Source organism: Bacillus sp. NP157 (assembly GCA_018889975.1).
Classification (GTDB): domain Bacteria; phylum Pseudomonadota; class Gammaproteobacteria; order Xanthomonadales; family Rhodanobacteraceae; genus Luteibacter.
Window position 1 is genome coordinate 322,095 of record CP076546.1, and the last position, 17,307, is coordinate 339,401.

A 17,307-nucleotide genomic window follows, 5' to 3' on the forward strand; every position below is an offset into this window, starting at 1 on the left:
CGTCTCCGAAGCGTCAGTCCAGCTATGCAGGGTATTTCCGCGGGCGGTGTAAGCTGCGCACTCGATGGTTGTCAGGCAAGGTCCAGGTTGCGAATCCCCTCAGGAAATGGCGCTTACCAGCGGTACGCCACGCGCGTGTACAGGTAACGCCCGCTATACCCGAACGGCGAGTAATCCGGATACGGCCAGGTGCCACCGACGGCGCCGTCGCTTCCGGTCTTGTACTTCTGCGGATAGACGTTGGTGAGGTTGTCGACGCCCGCGGTGAAGGTCCATCCATCCACGGCGTAGCTGGTCGACAGGTCGAGCACCCAGCGCGCGGCGAACCACTGGTCGTAGCCCGGGTTGCTCACGGGATCCTGGTTCTGCAGGAAGGTGCCATAGCGGGTCAGCGTGCCGTGCGCGCTCCAGTTGCCTAGCGTGTAATCGGTGCCCAGGGCGATCTTGTCGCGCGGCGCGCCGTTGGTGATGTAGCCCTGCGCAATGTGGCCGACGCGTACGAGTTCGAGGCCGTTTTCCGCGAGTTGCGGTGGGTTCGGCGCGACGCTGAGGATCGAGGTGTGGTTGCGGTTGTACGCGGCGGTGAACTGGACGATGCCTGAGTTGCCCAGGTCGAGCCGATAGCCGCTGCTGAAGTCGACGCCGCGCGTGCGGGTCTTCAGCGCATTGGTGAAGTAGCTGCCACCCTGGATGTTCGCGTAGCCCTGGCTGGTCAGGTAGGCCCGCACGTCGTCGCCGACGAGGTTCTCCGACGGCACGACGCGATCGCCGATGGTGATCTGGTAAACATCCAGCGAGAAGGTCCACGCGCCAGGCAGGTAGGTCGCGCCCAGCGTGTAGTTGTGCGATTTCTCGGCCTTGAGCGGCTCGGCACCGAGCGCCTGCGCGACCGGGTCGTTGACCGAAAAATTGCGGATCTGCGTCGGCACGCCGCCGATCACGTTGGTCGAGGTCGTGGTGTAGAACTGCTGCGCCAGCGACGGCGCGCGGAAGCCCGTTCCCGCCGTACCGCGCAGGGCGAACGTATCGGTGAAGTCGTAACGCGCGGACAGCGTGCCCGAGGTGGTGTTGCCGAAGTCCGTGTAGTCCTCGTGCCGCAGCGCGAGCGAGCCGCTCAGCTTGTCGGTGACCTGGTTCTCCAGGCTGACGTACTCGGCCACGTCGTGGCGCGAGTGATTGCCCGCATCGCCCGGTGTGAACCCCGGGAAGCCCTGCGAGCCGGTGCCGAAGTACGAGGCGGGATCGCCCGCTTCGATGCCGTAGCGCTGGTAAAGGTATTCCGCGCCGAATGCCAGCGTGACGGGATTTTGCAGCCAGCCGACCGACAGGTCTTTCGCGACGTCGACATCGAACGCCTTCTGCGTGGAAATAAGTCGCCCGGCGTTGAAGCGGGTGGGGCTGGCCGCGCCCAGGTCCACGTTCAGGGTATGGATCGGGTCGATGCTGACGTGGTCGCGGCCGTAGTTACCGCTGATGTCCCAGCGCCAGCCGCTGGCGGTCGTACCGCGTACCCCGGCCACCAGCGCACTGTCGATCGAGCGAACGTCGTTGAGGGGAAGGAAGCCCTCGGGATAGATCGACGGCACGTTGCGCGCGCTGTCGTAGGGGCGAAACAGCGCCGGCGAGGTGCCTTCGCGGCTGCTGGTGCTGGCGAAGGCGTAGAAATCGATGTTCGACGCCAGCGCGTACTGCACGTTAAGCAGCGCCTGGTGGTTGGTGATGTCCGGCTCGCCGATGCGTTGCGTGAGCTGTCCATACACCGGTGAAGTGGGATCGCGGAAATCGCGGCCGCCGCGGTTGGTTGCGTCGGCATGGCCATCCACCACGCTAAGCCGTGCCCAGCCCTTGTCGCCACCCAGCGGCACGCCCAGGCTGGCCTCGCCCTGCCATTGCTTGCCGTCGCCCGCACTGTAGCGACCCGCGGTGATGCTGGCTTCGTTGCTGCCGGGCTTGGCCGCACCCTTCAGCACGATGTTGATCACGCCGGCGATCGCATCCGAGCCGTACTGGGCAGACGCGCCGTCGCGTAGCACTTCGATGTGGTCGATGGCCGAGATCGGGATCGAATTCAGGTCGGCCGGCGCGGAGCCGCGTCCCAACGCGCCTTGCAGGTTGAGCAGCGCGGTGGTGTGCCAGCGCTTGCCGTTGACCAGCACCAGGGTCTGGTCGGGCGACAGGCCGCGCAGGGCGGCCGGGCGGACGATGCCCGAGCCATCGTTGCCGGGCGCGCGCGGGAAGTTCAGCGAGGGCACGAGGCGCGAGAGCACGGCGGCGAGCTGGGTGTCGCCGGCGGTCTGCAGGTCTTTGGCGGTCACGATGTCGATGGGTGACAGCGAACTTTCCTGGCTGCGGTTGACCGAGCGGGTGCCCGTGACGACGACCGTGTCGAGCTGGGTCGAGGCCTTGGTGAGAGCCTCGGCCGGGGCTGGGCCAGGCGATGCGGCTGCGGCAGGCTGTGTGTCCTGCGCACGCGCGGTGGGCGTGCCCAGGCTGGCGGCGACGAACAGGGGCAGGGCGAGGCGGCGGAGCGAAACGTGCGGCATGGTGCGGTCCTGGTGGGGGCGGACGGCGGCAGGCGCCGGTTCGCAAAAACGCACGCGAACGACGCTAGCTCGCCGGTGGGGGCGATGGCTTGTATGGAATGGAGGGGGATTGGCGGAGGGTGGGGCCGTTAGGGGCCCGGATCGCGCGCAGGCGCGCTCCTACTGGGGCGCGCGGGGTGTTACGCCATGCAGCGACAACACGCCTGGACCGGCAGGGCGGTCGACAGGGCGGGCGTGTTGTTGATGTGCTGCATGGTCGTGGTCACGTAAGCCTCGGTGTCTGGGCCGGTGAGACGTCTGGACGTCCAGATCGAAAAATCATGCTGTGGGATGACCGGACGAATGTCAACACCGGCGCAAAAAAAACCCGGCTTTCGCCGGGTTTTTCTCTTTACTGGCGTTCGACGCCGCGTCGGGGGTCGGAGTCGAAGGCCCTCACGTCACCGACGTTCGGTGCGTGCGGCTCGACGACGTTCACCGGCGAGTTACCGCCGCCACCGCCGTGCGGATCGGTACCGCCGCCCTGCGGACCGTCGTGGTCATCGTGCGGACCGTCGCCGTGGTGGCGAATCGTCTTCGATGCCTCGTCCAGCTTGTCGCCCAGCATGCGGCGCACGATCACGTAGAACACCGGGATCAGTAGCAGGCCGAGGAAGGTGGCGAACAGCATGCCGCCGATCACGCCGGTACCGATCGCGTGGCGGGAGTTCGCACCCGCGCCGGTCGAGATCGCCAGGGGCATCACGCCGAGGATGAAGGCCAGCGAGGTCATCAGGATCGGGCGCAGTCGCAGGCGGGAAGCTTCGACCACCGAGTCCTTCAGCGTCTTGCCTTCGCCCTGCTTCTCCACCGCGAATTCCACGATAAGGATCGCGTTCTTCGCGGCCAGGCCGATCACGGTGATCAGGCCGATCTTGAAGAAGATGTCGTTGGGCAGGCCACGCAGCTGCGAGAACACCACCGTGCCCAGCATGCCCAGCGGCACCACCAGCAGCACGGCCACCGGGATCGACCAGCTTTCGTACAGCGCGGCAAGGCAGAGGAACACGATGACGATGGACAGCACCATGAGCATGGTGGCCGAGTTGCCCGCCAGGATTTCCTGGTAGGACTGGCCGGTCCAGTCATAGCCGAAGCCCTTCGGCAGCTTGTCGTTCACCATGCCTTCCACGATCGACATGGCCTGGCCGGTCGAGAAGCCCGGTGCCTGGTTACCCACGATTTCCACGGCCGAGTAGCCGTTGTAGCGGGTCAGGCTGGGCGAAACGTTGGTCCACTTCGAGTGCACCACGGTCGACAACGGAATCATGTTGTCGGTCGAGGTCGACGAGCTGCTTACGCTGCTGCCGGTCGTCGAGCTTGACGCGGACGACGCCGCGAGCGAGCTCGGGGTGAAGATGTGGTCGAACGCATCGGTACCCATGCGGTACGGGGCGTCGGCCTGCAACATCACGCGCTTCACGCGGCCGCCGTACTGGAAGTCATTGATGTACACCGGCGCCAGTGTGAGCTGGATGGCGGTGTAGATATCGCTGACCGACAGGCCCATCGTCTGTGCCTGCGTACGGTCCACGGCGAGCTGCAAGGTGGGCGCATCTTCCAGCGTGTTCGGGCGGATGCCGACCAGGCGCTTGTCCTGTGCGGCGGCGCCGAGCAGCTGGTTGCGTGCCTGGGTCAGTTCGGTGCGCGACTGTCCGGCACGTGCCTGCAGGTACATGTCGATGCCGCCGAACTGCGAGAGGCCGCGGATCGTCGGCAGGTTCACCACGAAGATCGTGGCGTTGCGCACCGACTGCATCTTGCCGTTCATCTGCTGGATGAACTCGGCGGCCGTGGAATCACGGTCCGACCAGTCCTTCAGGCGGATGAAGTTCATGCCCACGTTCTCGCCCTGGCCGAGGAAGCTGAAGCCAGAGATCTGGAACACGCCATCCACGGCGGGATCCTTCAGGAGCACGGCGCGCATGTCTTCCTGGACCTTCTGCGTACGCGCGAGGCTGGCGCCCGGCGGCAGCTGCACGATGGCCAGCGCGTAGCCCTGGTCTTCGTCGGGGACGAAGCTGGTGGGCAGGCGCGTGAACAGGAATCCGCAGAGGATCGCGATCAGCACGAACACGATCATCCAGCGCGGGGCGTGGCGCACGGCGGAGGTTATGTGACCCGCGTAGGTGTGCGTCGTCCAGTCGAAGACGTCGTTGAACTTGCGATAGACGACGTTCTTCTTCTTGGTGCCGTGGTCGTCCTTGAGGATCGTGGCGCACAGGGCCGGCGTGAACGACAGCGCGAGGAAGGCCGAGAAGCCCATCGACACCGCGATCGTCAGCGCGAACTGCTTGTAGATGATGCCCGAGGCACCCGGCTGCAGTGCCGAAGGCACGAACACGGCCGCCAGCACCACGGTGATCGCGATGATCGCGCCGGTGATCTGGCCCATCGCCTTGCGCGTCGCTTCCTTCGGGGAAAGGTGCTCCTCCGACATGATGCGTTCGACGTTCTCGATCACGACGATCGCGTCATCCACCACGATGCCGATCGCCAGCACCATGCCGAACAGGGTCAGCTGGTTGATGGTGAAGCCCAGCGGCGACAAGCCCAGGAAGGTGCCCAGCAGGGCGACCGGGATGACCAGGGTGGGGATGATCGTGGCGCGGAAGTTCTGCAGGAACAGCAGCATCACGAGGAAGACGAGGATGATCGCCTCGACGAGGGTGTGGACCACTTCCTCGATCGAGATCACCACGAACTTCGTCGTGTCGTACGGGGCGAACCAGGTCACGCCATCCGGGAAGCTCTTGGCCAGGTCGGCCATCTTCGCGCGCACGGCGTTGGCCACGTCCAGCGCGTTCGCGCCGGGCAGGAGCTGGACACCGAAGGCGCCCGTCGGGGTGCCGTTCCACTCGGTGGCGAAACCGTAGCTCTGCGGGCCGAGTTCAACGCGGGCCACGTCCTTCAGCTTCACCACGGTGCCATCGTTGTTGGCACGCAGGATGATGTTGGAGAACTCTTCGGCCGAGGTGAAACGGCCTTCGGCGGACACGGTGGCGCTGAAGCCCTGGCCATCGCTGGCCGGGTCGGTACCGATGGAGCCGGCGGCGAACTGCACGTTCTGGCTCGACAGGGCGCTCTGCAGGTCGGTGGCCGAGAGGCCGTAACCGCGCAGCTTGTCCGGGTTGAGCCACACGCGCATGCCGTATTCGGCACCCAGCTGGCGGGTGCTACCCACGCCGGGGATACGTGCAACCTGGTCCAGCACCTGCGAGGACACGATGTCCATCAGGCGATGGCTGTCGATCGACGGGTTGGTCGAGGTCAGCGCGACGAACATCAGGAAGTCGGGGTTGGACTTCGCCACCACGACGCCCTGCTGGGTCACTTCGGACGGCAGGCGCGGGGTCGCCAGCGACACCTTGTTCTGGACCTGCACCTGCGCGATGTCAGGATCGGTACCGGTTTCGAAGGTGAGGGTGACCGTGGCCTGGCCCGACGAGCTGGACTGCGAGCTGAAGTAAAGCAGGTGATCGATACCGGTCAGCTGCTGCTCGATCACCTGCGTCACGGTGCTTTCGGTCGTATCCGCACTCGCACCCGGGTAGGTCGCCGTGACGACGACCTGCGGGGGCGCGATGTTCGGATACGACTCGATGCCCATGTTCAACAGCGAGATCGTGCCGGTCAGGCTGATCAGGATCGCCACGACCCATGCAAAGATGGGGCGGTCGATGAAGAAACTCGGCATGACGTGGCTCCCTTACTGCTTGCCGGCAGGGGCGGCCGAGGAGCCCGCCTGTGCCGGGGCCGCGCCAGCGGCAGGCTGCTGCTGGGCAGGCTGCGCGTTGACCGGCGCGTTGTCCTTCGCCTTGGGCACGCCCTCGACGATGACCTTGTCGCCGGGCTGCAGGCCACCGGTCACGACCCAGTTAGAGCCGCTGATGCGGTCGGTCTGGATCGGGTGGCGGATGGCGGCCGACTCGATGGTCTTTTCCTGGCCGCTCTGCGGGTCCTTCACCTTGGCGGTGCCAACGACCATCACGTAGGCCGAGTTGGAATCGCGCAGCACCGCGGTCTGCGGCACAAGGTAGACGTTATGCAGGTCGCCCAGGGTGGCCTTCACGGTCACGAACTGGCCGGGCAGCAGGCGCTGGCCGGGGTTGGCGAGCAGTGCGCGCAGGTCGGTGGTGCCGGTCTGCGGGTTCACCGTGGCCGACGAGAAGTCGAGCTGGCCGGCTTCGCCGAAGTCCGAGCCGTCCGGCAACTGGATGCGCACCTTCGACTGGTCGGTGGCCGACAGCGTGGCGGCGCCCTTGGCAGCGGCGGTGCGCAGCGTGTCCAGGTCCGACACGGACATGCTGAAGTTGATGTAGACCTTGTCCAGCTCGTCCACCTGGGTGAGCAGGGTGGTGTCACCCTGGCCAACCAGTGCGCCTTCGGTCACCTGCTGCTTGCCGGCGCGGCCGTCGATCGGCGAGCGCACGTCGGTAAAGCCCAGGTTGATGCGGGCCGACTGCACGGCGGCATCGGCCTGCTTGACGGCGGCATTGGAGGTGCGTTCGGTCGCCTCGGCGGTGTCGAGGTCGGCGCGCGACACGTAGTTCTTGCCGATCAGGCCACGGGCACGGTCGGCCTGGGCCTTGCTGTTCACCGCCGTGGCCTTCGCCGAGGCGAGGTTGGCCAGCTGGGCGTCCAGTTCGGCCTGCAGCGGCGCCGGGTCGATCTTGAACAGCGACTGGCCGGCCTTCACGTCCGTGCCTTCGTCATACAGGCGATGCAGGAGGATGCCCGGTACGCGTGCGCGGACGTCGGCCGTACGGTACGAAGACACGCGCCCGACCTGGTCCTGGACCAGCGGGACGTCCTGCGGCTGTACGGTGATGACACCCACCTGCGGCGGGGGCGGTTGCTGCGGGGCTTCCTGCTTGTGGCAGGCGGCAAGCGCGACGATGAGGCCAGCGGCCAGCAGGGTGGTGCGCATGGGCAGGGGTTTCATGAGAACTCCGTTCCTTTTCCAGGTTTCTTGTTCGTTCGCGGCCGGGCATCCGGGAGGATGTCGTACGCGTGCATAAATACGGTGACGGCGTGGCGGGCCCAGTCGTCCTGCGCCTTGGGCCCCCTCGCGCGCAAGCCAAACAGGCGGCGGTCCCCTTCCAGCCCATGCAACATGGACAGGAACAGCTCCGCTGCCACGTCCGGGTCCTCCCGGCGCATCTCGCCGTTATCCATCGCCTCGGCCATGCAACTGGACAGCCGGGACGCCACGGTTTCGATCGCCGTACGGAAGAATGTCCGCGCGGCGCCTGGAAAACGGGGCGCCTCTGCGATCAGCATCCGCCCAAGGGCGACGTTGTCGTGGTCCATCACGTGGGTCTGGTGCGCCTGGGCCAACGCCAGTAGCGTGGCGGCCAGGCCGCGGCGCTCCGGGGAGAGGCTCGCGTGCAAGGGAAGGACAAGTTGTTCGACGGCAGCGTGGAAGAGGGTGTCCTTGTTTTCGAAATGCGCGTACACGGTCTGCTTGGATACCCCCGCCTCGCGGGCCACGGCCCCCATGCTGACGCGATATCCGTCGCGCAGGAACAGTGAGCACGCCGCCTGGAGCACCCGTTGTTGCCGGTTTGGCGCCGGGAGGTTATCCAGGTGAGACATAGCTGTACCTGCTGGACTATACCGTCCAGTTTAGAATCTCCCCCGGACCAGCGTCAACGGGCATGAGTGCCATTCGCACGCGAATTGTTGCGTCGCACATTCCGTGCCAGCCGTGTGGGCATGCAGCACCCGACGCCGGTTCCTTGATATATGCCGCGCTGCGGTGAATTTAGCTGCAATAAGCATCGCCGTTGGTGTGGCCCAATGACACGTGCGGGAGCTATCCTTTTACGGTTTTCCCAACTTCCCCACATCGATATCCGCCCATGAATGCGATTCGCTCGGCCGAGAATGGCCAGTTCCAGACGCACGTTTTCGATGAACTGAAGAAAATCGACTACCCCGCGGAGCGCCTCAATGAAGCGCGCTTCTTCATCGACGCCTTCTTCGAGCGCATGGCGGAGGCTGACCATGCCCTGCACACGCCCGCTCGCTGGGCTGCCCTGATCGCCGACCTTCTGGCCTTCGCGCGCCAGCGCGCCCCCGGCAAGGCCAGCGTCCGGGTCTATAACCCGGGCGTCACCGGCACCCGTGCCGTGATCGAAGTCGTCACCGACGACATGCCGTTCCTGGTCGACACCGTGTCGATGGTGGCCGCGGCGCATGCCGACATCCACGCGATCATCCACCCGGTCGTCCCGGTGACGCGCTCGGCCGCCGGCCAGCTGGAAGCCATGGGGGTCGGCGAGCACGCCGAATCGATCATGCGTTTCGAGATCGACCGGATCGACGACACCGAGCTGGACACCGTGAAGGCCAGCGTCGAAACCGCCCTCGCCGACGTTCGTGAGGCCGTGGTCGACTGGCGCGCGATGCGCGCGAAGATGAACGAGGTCGCCGATGACCTCGGCAAGCGCGCCCTCCCGTATACCGCGGAAGAAGTGCACGAGGCTTCGGATTTCCTCCGCTGGGTCGCCGATAACCACTTCACCTTCATGGGTTACCGTGAATACGAAGTGGCGGCCGACGCCGGCGACGAAGTGCTGAAGACCGTCGAAGGCTCGGGCCTTGGCATCCTGCGCACCGCGGAGCGTTCGCTCGCACCGCGTTCGCTGCGCACGCTGGTGGCCAGCGAGCTGCCGCGCTCGGGTTCCACCGACGCGATCATCCTGACCAAGACCAACGCCCGCTCGCCGATCCATCGCGCGGGCTACATGGACTACATCGGCGTGCTTCGCTTCGACGCCAACGGCCGCCCGGCCGCGGAGCAGCGCTTCCTGGGCCTGTTCTCGTCGAATGCCTACATGGCCCATCCGCAGCACGTCCCGCTGGTGCGCGACAAGTGCGAAGCCGTGATGACCCGCTCGGGCCTGAAGCGCGATTCGCATTCGGGCAAGGCGCTGCAGCACATCCTCGATACCCTGCCGCGCGACGAACTGTTCCAGTGCAGCACCGACGAGCTGTTCGCGCTGGCCTCCGGCCTGCTCGAGCTGGCCCAGCGCACCCGCACCCGCCTGTTCATCCGCCGCGACAGCTACGGCCGGTTCTTCTCCTGCCTGGTCTACATCCCGCGCGATCGTTTCAACACCACGGTGCGCGAGCGCGTGGAAGCCGTGCTGCGCGAAGCGTTCCACGGCGAGCACGTGGATTCGGCCGTGTTGATGGGCGAATCGGCGCTGGTCCGCCTGCACGTCACCGTGCGTCCGCGCATCGGCGACCACCCGGCTTACGACGCGGCCGACATCGAGTCGAAGATCGTGTCGATCGCGCGTAACTGGTACGACGAACTGCGCGACCAGCTGGTCGCGACCGCTGGCGAGCAGCCGGGCATCATCCTCGCCAATCGCTATGGCAAGGCGCTGCCGGCCGGTTACGTGGACGAAGTCTCGCCGGCCGTGGCCGCGGCCGACGTACGCGCGCTGGCTGGCCTGGATGGCCCCGACGCCATCAGCATGTCGTTCTACCACCCGCCGCATCGCCCGGAAGAGCTGCGCTTCAAGGTCTACCGTTCCGGCTCGGACATCGCCCTTTCCGAAGTGTTGCCGCAGCTGGAAAACCTCGGCCTGCGCGTGCTCACCGAGCACATGTATGAAGTGAAGCTGGGCGACGCCGCCCTGTTCATCCAGGACTTCGAGGTGCAGCCGGTCGGCCGCCTCGCGTTCGACGTGGCGCAGGTTGGCAGCATCTTCGAAGATGCCTTCGAGCAGATCTGGCGTGGCAACGCCGAGAACGACGGCTTCAACCGCCTGGTGCTGGGCGCGAAGCTCAACTGGCGCCAGGTCGCCATCCTGCGCGGCTACTGCAAGTACCTGCTGCAGACCGGCGTGGCGTTCTCGCAGGCGTACATGGAAGACGCCCTGAACCGCTACCCGGCCATTGCCGGCCTGATCATCGAGATGTTCAACGCGCGCTTCGATCCACGCCGCGAAAGCCTCGATGGCGACCAGCGCAAGCGTGCCGAGGAACTGCTCTCGCACGAAATGCACGCGCTGATGGACCCGGAAACCCTGGCCGCGCACCCTGGCCTGATCGGCAACCTGATCGCCTCGCTGGCACTGCCGCGCGAGCAGCAGGCCACGGCCGTCGAGGAGGCCATCAACGCGCTGCTCGACAACGTGTCCAGCCTCGACGAAGACCGCATCCTGCGCAGCTTCATCTCGCTGGTCCACGCCACCCTGCGGACCAGCTTCTTCCAGGCCTGGGACGGCAGCTTCCGCGCCTACATCGCCTTCAAGTTCGATTCGCACAAGGTCCCCGAGCTGGCCAAGCCGGTGCCGTTCCGCGAAATCTTCGTCTACGCCCCGCGCGTGGAAGGCATCCACCTGCGCTTCGGTTCCGTCGCCCGCGGCGGCCTGCGCTGGTCGGACCGCCGCGAAGATTTCCGCACGGAAGTGCTCGGCCTGGTCAAGGCGCAGATGGTGAAGAACACCGTCATCGTGCCGGTCGGCTCGAAGGGCGGCTTCTTCGTCAAGCGTCCGCCCGTGGGCGGCGATCGCGACGCACAGCTGGCCGAGGGCATCGCGTGCTATCGCATGTTCATCAACGGCCTGCTCGACATCACCGACAACCTGGTCGAAGGCAAGGTCGTCCCGCCGCACGATGTGGTTCGCCATGACAACGACGACCCCTACCTGGTCGTTGCCGCGGACAAGGGCACGGCCACGTTCTCGGATATCGCCAACGCGATCTCCACCGAGCACGGCTTCTGGCTGGACGACGCCTTCGCCTCGGGCGGCTCCAACGGTTACGACCACAAGGGCATGGGCATCACGGCCAATGGCGCGTGGGAGTCGGTCAAGCGCCACTTCCGTGCCATGGGCCGGGATAGCCAGACCCAGGACTTCACCACGGTGGGCGTGGGCGACATGTCCGGCGACGTGTTCGGCAACGGCATGCTGCTCTCTGAGCACATCCGCCTGCTGGCTGCGTTCGACCACCGGCACATCTTCCTCGACCCGAACCCGGATGCGGCGAAGAGCTTCGTCGAGCGCCAGCGCATGTTCGCGCTGCCGCGTTCCTCGTGGGAGGACTACGACAAGTCGCTGATCTCCGCCGGTGGCGGTGTCTATCCGCGCACCGCCAAGTCGATCCCCGTGTCAGCCGAGGCGAAGGCCGCGCTGGGCATCCGCTCGGAAGGCACGCACATGGCGCCGAACGACCTGCTGTCGGCGATCCTGAAGGCACCGGTCGACCTGCTGTGGAACGGCGGTATCGGTACCTACGTGAAGGCCACCAGCGAGACGCATGCGGAAGTCGGCGATCGCGCCAACAACGCGCTGCGTGTCAACGGCAACGAGCTGCGCTGCAAGGTGGTGGGCGAGGGCGGCAACCTGGGCATGACGCAGAAGGGCCGCATCGAGGCCGCCCAGGCCGGCGTGCTGCTCAACACCGACTTCATCGACAACTCCGCCGGCGTGGACACCTCCGACCACGAGGTGAACATCAAGATCCTGCTGAACGATGCCGTCCAGCGTGGCGAGCTCACCTTCGAAGGTCGCAACAAGCAGCTCGCCGAGATGACCGATGAAGTCGGCCGCCTCGTGCTGTGGGACAACTATCGCCAGAACCAGGCCATCACCGTGATGGAGCACCAGTCGGTGCGCCGCCTGGGTTCGATGGCGCACTTCATCAGCACGCTGGAAGCCGAAGGGCTGCTCGATCGCCAGGTGGAGTCGCTGCCGACCTCGGCCGAGCTGACCGAGCGCAAGCAGCGTGGCCAGGGCATGACCCGTCCGGAGCTGTCGGTGCTGCTGTCGTACGACAAGATCCGCCTGTTCCAGCAGTTGCTCGATTCGGACGTGCCGGAAGATCCGTACCTGTCGCGCGAGCTGGTCCGCTACTTCCCCGTGCCGCTGCACGAAAAGTACGCCGGGCACATGCAGCGCCATCGCCTGAAGCGCGAGATCATCGCCACCGCCGTGACCAATTCCACGGTCAACCGCATGGGCGCGACGTTCATGATGCGCATGCAGGAAGACACCGGCCACGGCCCGGCGGCGATCGCCAAGGCCTACACCGCCGCCCGCGAAATCCTCGACGCCCGCGACCTGTGGGCCGAACTGGAGGCGCTGGACGGCAAGGTGGCCGAGGACACGCAGATCGACGCGATCCTGCAGATCTGGTCGCTGCTGCGCCACCTCACCCGCTGGCTGCTCAACCGTCCGGGCGGCTCGCTGGACATCGCGGCCAACGTCGACCGCTATGCGGCCGAGGTGACCACGCTGCGCAAGGCGTTGCCGGATGCCCTGACCGACACCGGTCGCGGTGACTTCAGCGCGAGCCAGGAAAAGTGGGAAGGCCTGGACGTGCCGGCCGAGCTGGCCGTCCGCCTCGCCCGCATCCCGGTGCTGCGCGCAGCGCTGGACATGGTCGAGGTGTCCAAGCAGAGCGGCAAGGACATGGCCACCGTGGCGCGCGTGTTCTACGAACTGGGCGAGGCCCTGGACCTGGAGTGGCTGCGCGGCCAGATCGAAGCGCTGCCGGTGGAAGGTGCATGGCACGCCCAGGCCCGCGGTTCGCTGCTGGACGAGCTCAACGCCCAGCATCGTGCGCTGGCCCTGCAGGTGCTCGCCATCGCCGGCGATCGTTCCGACATCAGCCCGGTCAAGGCCTGGCTGGAACGCGACGACGCCACGCTGAAGTACACCCGCACGATGCTTGCCGAGATCCTGACCCAGAACGCCGACTACCCGATCGCATCGGTCGCCGTCCGCCGCCTGGCCCAGCTGGCCCAGATCCCCGTCACCTGACGGGGATCGATCCCGCGCCTGCCCCGATGCCGCTGCACCTACGGGTGTCGGTGTCGCGCGCAGGCGCGCTCCTACAGTTTTGGCGGTTCGTGGGCTAAGCTGGCCGCTGGTCCTCCAAGCCGTCCTTCATGCGCCTAGCCTTCGTAGCCAGCGAAACAGACGTCGCCCAACGCGCCCGCCATGCGCTGGTGAAGCTTTACGGTGGCGTGGAGCCGGCGGACGCGGAAATCATCGTGTCGCTCGGTGGTGACGGCTTCATGCTGCGCACGCTGCACGCGCACCGCACGCTTGGCATCCCGTTCTACGGCATGAAGCTGGGGCGCCTCGGCTTCCTCATGAACAAGCACGACACCGAGAGCCTGGTCGAGCGAATCGAGCGGGCCCATCCCGCGGTGTTGCATCCGTTGGAAATGCACAGCACCTGCTGCGATGGCGTGGAACACCGCGCACTCGCGTTCAACGAAGTGGCCTTGCTGCGCCAGAGCAACCAGGCGGCGCACCTGCAGGTACGCCTCAACGGCGAGGTGAAACTCGACGAGCTGGTCTGCGACGGCATCCTCGTGGCCACGCCGGCAGGCTCCACGGCCTACAACCTCTCGGCCCACGGCCCGATCCTGCCGCTGGACGCCAATGTGCTGGCGCTGACGCCGATCAGCCCGTTCCGCCCACGCCGCTGGCGTGGCGCGATCCTGCCGCACGCGACGAAGGTCGGGTTCGACACGAAGGATCCGAACAAGCGCCCGATCAGCGCCACCGCGGATTTCCACGAGGTGCGCGACGTACGCAGCGTCGAGATCCGCCAGAGCCGCCGCCACGGCGTACGCCTCCTGTTCGATCCCGAACACAACCTGCAGCAACGCATCCTCGACGAACAGTTCGCAGGCTAACCCCACGCCCCCATGAATTCCCCTGACACCGACAACTCGTCCACCAACGCCCACGCCGACGCCTCCGTCCAGGACAACCGTCTCGTCGTCGCCATCTCCTCGCGCGCGCTGTTCGACATGGGCAGCAGCCACGAGCTGTTCGAACGGGACGGGCTGGACGCCTACCGCGCCTTCCAGATCGAGCACGAAGACGAACTGCTGAAGCCCGGCGTGGCGTTCCCGCTGGTGCAGAAACTGCTCGACCTCAACAAGCTCTCCGGCGACCTGCCGGCCGTGGAAGTCATCCTGCTGTCGCGTAACTCAGGCGACACCGGCCTGCGCATCTTCAACGCCATCCAGCACTACGGCCTGGGCATCTCCCGCGCAGCCTTCACCAGTGGCGCGCCGACCTCCGATTACATCGCGCCGTTCAAGGCCGATCTGTTCCTCTCGGCGAACGCCGAAGACGTGGGCCGCGCCTTGCGCGCCGGCGTTGCCGCCGCGACGATCCTGCCGTCGACCGCGCCGCCGCGTTCCACCGAGCAGCTGCGCATCGCCTTCGACGGCGACGCGGTGATCTTCGGTGACGAAGGCGAGCGTGTCTCGAAAGAGCAGGGCCTCGACGCGTTCCATCGCAACGAGTCCGAGCTCTGGGCCGAACCGCTTTCCGGCGGTCCGTTCCGCGGCTTCCTGTCGGCATTGCATCGCCTGCAGGCCGCGTTCCCGGCCGAAACCTCGCCGATCCGCACGGCGCTGGTCACCGCGCGCTCCGCACCCGCGCACAAACGCGTGATCCTAACCCTGCGCCGCTGGGGCGTCCGCATCGACGAAGCGCTGTTCCTGGGTGGTCGCGACAAGGGCCCGTTCCTGGACGCCTTCGGCGCCGACATCTTCTTCGACGACAGCCCGGCCAACGTCGAATCCGCCCGCCGCCACGTCGCCACCGGCCACGTCCCGCATGGCGTTAGCAACACCTGAACGATGATCCCACTGTAGGAGCGGCCCTGGCCGCGACATCTCCTCGCGAGGCGTCAAACGATATGTCGACGTGCCACAAGCGACACGCTTGAGGTCCTTGGTATAGACTGACGCCTGGGCGCGTACTAAAGTACGCCTCAGACGCCAAAGCCGGATGGCCACAAGCCAGCGTCGCCTGCCACCCAGTGGCTCCGCCCGGTGCGGACGCAAGAGGTTTTCGGACTACGGAGCCCCGCACTGCGGGGCTTTCGCTTATCTAGCGAGGCGGTTTTGGTCGCGTGCCCTTCAAGGCGTGGCGTACCAGTACGTCGAAGCCAATTCGACCGTTTGCCGGCAACTTCCTCTGCGTAGCAAGTGGATAGGCGCTCTGCACCACAAGGAGTACGGCTCGCGATCCGTCTCTCGGCCATCGTTTCAGATTGAAGAAGACGGCGAGGCGGATCGGAATTCCTTCATCGTCGACAATGTCGACGGTTACGAAGTTGTCGTCTTTGCCAAACGAACACCGTCGATTGGCCAGATCTCGGACAATTTTGGGAAGGTGCCGAGACAATCGATAGCGTATGGCGTCGAATTCGCGTGTTTCGCGCGCATCGCCATAACGGCCCTGCGAGTTTTCGTCTGTGCTCGGATGGCGGGTGAAGCAGTGGAGTCCGAATCCAACATGGATGAGCACATGCTCAGGTGCGGCAGCGCCGCGTTGCGCCATCGAGTGTACAAATCTAAACGGGTGAAGGTGGTTCAGTGGGTAGGCTCGCCCCCGTGGATCAACGTACGGAAGCCACCGCATCAGGCCTGCGTTCCAATGGACGCCCATGGTCGACCATTACCTTCGGGGCGTGCGGGAAAGCGCTGCCAGGATCTGGTGCTCGTGATGCATGACATGCTCCGTGTGAGGGAGTGCCGTCTTTTCGAATGAGGTAGCACGTAAAAATCGGTGCCTGCTGAGATGTGCGTCATCCCCGGAGCACAACGGCGTAGGCCGTGCGGCATTGCTCGCATTCAAGAAAATCGATAGTCTCGACGAAGACGCCAAAGCCGGATGGCCACAAGCCAGCGTCGCCTGCCACCCAGTGGCTCCGCCCGGTGCGGACGCAAGAGGTTTTCGGACTAAGAAGCCCCGCTATGCGGGGCTTCGCTTTTCTAGGCAGGTGCATGGACGCGCATTGCACGCGTCCAGCAACATCAAACGATGTTCGTCCACCGCCACCAGTCGGTTTTCTTCTCTTCGCGCACGAAGGTGAACAGGCCCGCGCCGAGGATCAGCACGATGCCGACCAGCATCGGCCAGTCGAGGTGGTCGTGGAAGATGAGATAGCCGAACAGGATCGCCCACAGCATCTGGCTGTACTGCGTGGGCGCCACGCGCGCCGCCGGCGCGTTCTGCGTCGCCAGCATCAGCAACACGGCGCCCACCGCGGCGAAGAGGCCGTAGCCAAGCACCAGGAACCACTGATGCGCGTCCGGCCAGACGAAGTGCGGCAGCATCATGATGAAGCCGGCGATCATCGGGCCGATCACGCCGGCACCGTACAGCGTGATGCGCTTTTCGCTGGCGCCGGCCATGCGAAGCGCGATGATCGAGAGCGCGCCGGTGATGCCGCAGATGATCGCGGCGACATGGCCTGTGCCGAGGTGGCGGAAGCCCGGGCGCAGCACCACCAGCACGCCGAGGAAACCGACCACCACGGCCGACCAGCGCCGCCAGCCCACGTGCTCGCGCAGGAAGATCACCGAGAGGATGGTGACGAAGATCGGCAAGAGGAAGATCAGGCAGAACGCCTCGGCCATCGGCAATGCGGTGAATGCCATCACCGCGGTGACGTTGCCGATGGCACCGGCCATGGCACGCAACAGCCACAGGCCCGGCAGCTTCGACACGACGATTTCGCTCCAGCGGTCGCCGGGCTTTTTCAGGAAGGGCAGGGCGGCCAGGGCCAGCACGGCGCCGAAAAACACCGCCTCGTACGCGGGCAGCGTGCCCTCCAGGGACTTCACGAAGGCGTCGCTCCACGCGTAGGCCGCGTAGCAGGCGAAGCCGAGCATCACACCCTTGAACATGGGGAGGGGTCCGGTAGGGGGTAGGCAGGGCCA

At 65.9% G+C, this 17,307-nt stretch carries 9 protein-coding genes; 4 read left to right on the top strand and 5 right to left on the bottom strand.

From position 1 onward, the window contains the following. Window positions 1-113 precede the first annotated feature (113 nt). From KPL74_01525 to KPL74_01540, 4 genes are all read right to left on the bottom strand, one after another. Window positions 114-2,543, bottom strand: coding sequence for a TonB-dependent receptor (locus KPL74_01525; GenBank protein ID QWT20701.1), 2,430 nt, complete (start codon window positions 2,541-2,543; stop codon window positions 114-116). 391 nt (window positions 2,544-2,934) lie between these two features. Beyond that, the gene (locus tag KPL74_01530; GenBank protein QWT20702.1) at window positions 2,935-6,279 is read right to left on the bottom strand and encodes a multidrug efflux RND transporter permease subunit; all 3,345 of its coding nucleotides are present in this window, start codon (window positions 6,277-6,279) and stop codon (window positions 2,935-2,937) included. A gap of 12 nt (window positions 6,280-6,291) precedes the next feature. Next, a complete protein-coding gene (locus KPL74_01535) occupies window positions 6,292-7,527 on the bottom strand; it encodes an efflux RND transporter periplasmic adaptor subunit (protein QWT20703.1) in 1,236 nt (411 codons plus the stop codon). Next, a complete protein-coding gene (locus KPL74_01540; GenBank protein ID QWT20704.1) occupies window positions 7,524-8,180 on the bottom strand; it encodes a TetR/AcrR family transcriptional regulator in 657 nt (218 codons plus the stop codon). The genes KPL74_01535 and KPL74_01540 overlap by 4 nt, the downstream gene beginning before the upstream one ends. A gap of 266 nt (window positions 8,181-8,446) precedes the next feature. On the opposite strand from KPL74_01540, the gene KPL74_01545 reads away from it, so the two are divergent. From KPL74_01545 to KPL74_01560, 4 genes are all read left to right on the top strand, one after another. Next, the gene (locus tag KPL74_01545; protein QWT20705.1) at window positions 8,447-13,369 is read left to right on the top strand and encodes an NAD-glutamate dehydrogenase; all 4,923 of its coding nucleotides are present in this window, start codon (window positions 8,447-8,449) and stop codon (window positions 13,367-13,369) included. A 128-nt stretch (window positions 13,370-13,497) separates the two neighbouring features. Then, a complete protein-coding gene (locus KPL74_01550) occupies window positions 13,498-14,256 on the top strand; it encodes an NAD kinase (GenBank protein QWT20706.1) in 759 nt (252 codons plus the stop codon). Window positions 14,257-14,268: 12 nt separating this feature from the next. Beyond that, complete coding sequence (locus KPL74_01555) at window positions 14,269-15,213, top strand: 5'-nucleotidase (GenBank protein ID QWT20707.1); 945 nt, start codon at window positions 14,269-14,271, stop codon at window positions 15,211-15,213. A 292-nt stretch (window positions 15,214-15,505) separates the two neighbouring features. Further along, window positions 15,506-16,132: a hypothetical protein gene (locus KPL74_01560; GenBank protein QWT20708.1), complete on the top strand. Its 627-nt coding sequence runs from the start codon at window positions 15,506-15,508 to the stop codon at window positions 16,130-16,132. A gap of 266 nt (window positions 16,133-16,398) precedes the next feature. On the opposite strand, the gene KPL74_01565 is transcribed toward KPL74_01560, so the two are convergent. Further along, complete coding sequence (locus tag KPL74_01565; protein QWT20709.1) at window positions 16,399-17,274, bottom strand: DMT family transporter; 876 nt, start codon at window positions 17,272-17,274, stop codon at window positions 16,399-16,401. Window positions 17,275-17,307: the final 33 nt, after the last annotated feature.

What these genes read in the sequence shown, in the direction of transcription:
- KPL74_01525 (QWT20701.1), bottom strand. Translation starts at nt 2,543, where the DNA reads ATGCCGCACGTTTCGCTCCGCCGCCTCGCCCTGCCCCTGTTCGTCGCC.
- KPL74_01530 (QWT20702.1), bottom strand. Translation starts at nt 6,279, where the DNA reads ATGCCGAGTTTCTTCATCGACCGCCCCATCTTTGCATGGGTCGTGGCG.
- KPL74_01535 (QWT20703.1), bottom strand. Translation starts at nt 7,527, where the DNA reads ATGAAACCCCTGCCCATGCGCACCACCCTGCTGGCCGCTGGCCTCATC.
- KPL74_01540 (QWT20704.1), bottom strand. Translation starts at nt 8,180, where the DNA reads ATGTCTCACCTGGATAACCTCCCGGCGCCAAACCGGCAACAACGGGTG.
- KPL74_01545 (QWT20705.1), top strand. Translation starts at nt 8,447, where the DNA reads ATGAATGCGATTCGCTCGGCCGAGAATGGCCAGTTCCAGACGCACGTT.
- KPL74_01550 (QWT20706.1), top strand. Translation starts at nt 13,498, where the DNA reads ATGCGCCTAGCCTTCGTAGCCAGCGAAACAGACGTCGCCCAACGCGCC.
- KPL74_01555 (QWT20707.1), top strand. Translation starts at nt 14,269, where the DNA reads ATGAATTCCCCTGACACCGACAACTCGTCCACCAACGCCCACGCCGAC.
- KPL74_01565 (QWT20709.1), bottom strand. Translation starts at nt 17,274, where the DNA reads ATGTTCAAGGGTGTGATGCTCGGCTTCGCCTGCTACGCGGCCTACGCG.